This window comes from Arthrobacter sp. 2YAF22_2 (assembly GCF_052114645.1).
In the GTDB taxonomy this organism is placed as follows: domain Bacteria; phylum Actinomycetota; class Actinomycetes; order Actinomycetales; family Micrococcaceae; genus Arthrobacter.
The window spans coordinates 1-2110 of the sequence record NZ_JBFRFD010000582.1 but is presented as its reverse complement, the minus strand read 5'-3'; the positions used below and the strand labels follow the sequence as shown (position 1 = coordinate 2110).

The following is a 2110-nucleotide window of genomic DNA, read 5'->3' as shown; positions in this document are numbered from 1 at the left end:
CTCCAGCTCCACGGCGTCACCGTGGACAAGGACCCAGTCACCGGTGACCTCACGCTGGACCCGACTAACGCCAAGACGGCCTCGCACACCGCCATCGACGCGCACGCCGGCGATTCGCGCATCCCGATCCTGCTGTGCGGACCCCTGATCCATGCCATCGGCGAGGCCTTTATTCCGGACCTCGGCGGCTGCAAGATCGGCGACCGTCCCATTGACTACCACCTCAACGTGCTGCGCCAGTTCGGCGCCGTCGTGGAGAAGCGGCCGGGCGGCATCCACATCTCCGCCCCGAACGGCCTCAAGGGCGCCAAGATCGCGCTGCCCTACCCGTCCGTGGGAGCCACCGAGCAGGTTCTGCTCAGCGCCACCCGCGCCGAGGGCATCACCGAGCTGACCGGCGCGGCCACCGAACCCGAAATCGTGGACCTGATCGCCGTGCTGCAGAAGATGGGCGCCATCATCAGCGTCCAGACGGACCGCACCATCCGGATCGAGGGCGTCCACGATCTGGGCGGCTACAACCACCGCGCCCTCTCCGACCGGAACGAATCCGCGTCCTGGGCCTCCGCCGCCCTGGTGACCCGCGGCGACATCTTCGTCGAGGGCGCCACGCAGCGCGACATGATGACCTTCCTAAACACGTACCGCAAGGTGGGTGGCGGGATGGACATCGGCGACGACGGCATCCGCTTCTACCACCCCGGCGGCAAACTCAACCCGCTGGTCCTCGAAACCGACGTGCACCCCGGTTTCATGACCGACTGGCAGCAGCCGCTCATCGTCGCACTGACCCAGGCCGAAGGCGTCTCGATCGTCCACGAGACCGTCTACGAAAACCGCTTCGGCTTTACCGACGCCCTGATCCGGATGGGCGCAAACATCCAGGTCCACCGCGAGTGCCTCGGCAGCGTCCCGTGCCGCTTCGGCCAGCGGAACTTCCTGCATTCGGCCGTCATCTCCGGCCCCACCCAGCTCAAGGGCACCGACATTGATGTGCCGGACCTGCGCGGCGGCTTCAGCCACCTGATCGCCGCCCTGGCCGCCACCGGCACCTCCCGCGTGACGGGCATCGACATCATCAACCGCGGTTACGAGCGTTTCACCGAGAAGCTCGCCGGCCTCGGCGCCGACTTCGACATCACCACGGCCGGGTAGAGGTCCACGTGAAGGAATCGGCCAAGAGCCACCTCAACTTCGCCATCGCCGCCGGCGTCGTCCGGCCGGTCATGAACTTGTTGATGAACAAGAAATGGGAGGGGCTGAAAAAGCTCCCGGCCGGCGGCTTCATCGCCGTGCCCAACCATTGCACCGAGATCGATCCGCTGGTGATCGGCCACATGCTCTACAACCAGAATCGGATGCCCCACTTCCTCGCCAAGGGCAGCCTGTTCAAGGTCCCGGTGCTGCGCGCGGTGCTCCGCAACACCAAGCAGGTCCCGGTGGAACGCTCGACGTCGGGCGCCAACCGTTCGCTGCAGCTCGCCAAGGAAATCGTGGACGAGGGCGGCGCCATCGTGATTTATCCGGAGGGGACGCTGACCCGCGATCCGGATCTCTGGCCGATGAGGGGCCACACCGGGGCGGCCCGGATGGCATTGCAGAGCGGCATCCCGGTGGTCCCGATGGCCCACTGGGGCGYGCATGAGGTCTTCCCGCGCTACGCCAAGCGCTTCCACGTCTTCCCCCGCAAGACTTCCCGGGTGCTCGTGGGCGACCCGGTGGACCTGAGCGCCTTCGCCGGGCGCCCGCTGGACAAAGCCACGCTGACCGAAGCAACCAACGTGATCATGGACGCCATCACCGAACTGCTGGCCACGCTCCGCGGGGGACAGCCGCCGCTGGTGCGTTGGGACCCGTCGGAGCACAACCAGTCCAGCCACGGCCGCTTTGTCGAGCGCGGCGGCGAGCCCGGCACCCCTGCGGACGGTGCCAAATGACGGCAGAACTCGCGGGCCCAAGTTCCGCCGGTTCGGCCGTCCGCGTCGCCGTGCTCGGCGCCGGCTCCTGGGGGACCACCTTCGCAAAGATCCTCGCCGACGCCGCCGAAGCGTCCGACGTCGACCGCCGCATCCGACTCTGGGGCCGCCGCGCCGCCGTCGTGGACCAGATC

2 protein-coding genes and 1 pseudogene are annotated in these 2110 nt (G+C 67.8%); all 3 read left to right on the top strand.

The window, feature by feature from the left end:
- The coding region (locus AB4Y86_RS17525; protein ID WP_441403439.1) for a UDP-N-acetylglucosamine 1-carboxyvinyltransferase at positions 1–1155 on the top strand (1155 nt) is incomplete at its 5' end.
- An 8-nt stretch (positions 1156–1163) separates the two neighbouring features.
- Positions 1164–1937 carry a lysophospholipid acyltransferase family protein gene (locus AB4Y86_RS17520; protein WP_441403438.1) on the top strand — a complete coding sequence of 258 codons (774 nt, stop codon included), beginning with the start codon at positions 1164–1166 and terminating at the stop codon, positions 1935–1937.
- Positions 1934–2110, top strand: a pseudogene (locus AB4Y86_RS17515) (NAD(P)H-dependent glycerol-3-phosphate dehydrogenase); the annotation flags it as partial. The gene AB4Y86_RS17520 and the pseudogene AB4Y86_RS17515, both read left to right, overlap by 4 nt.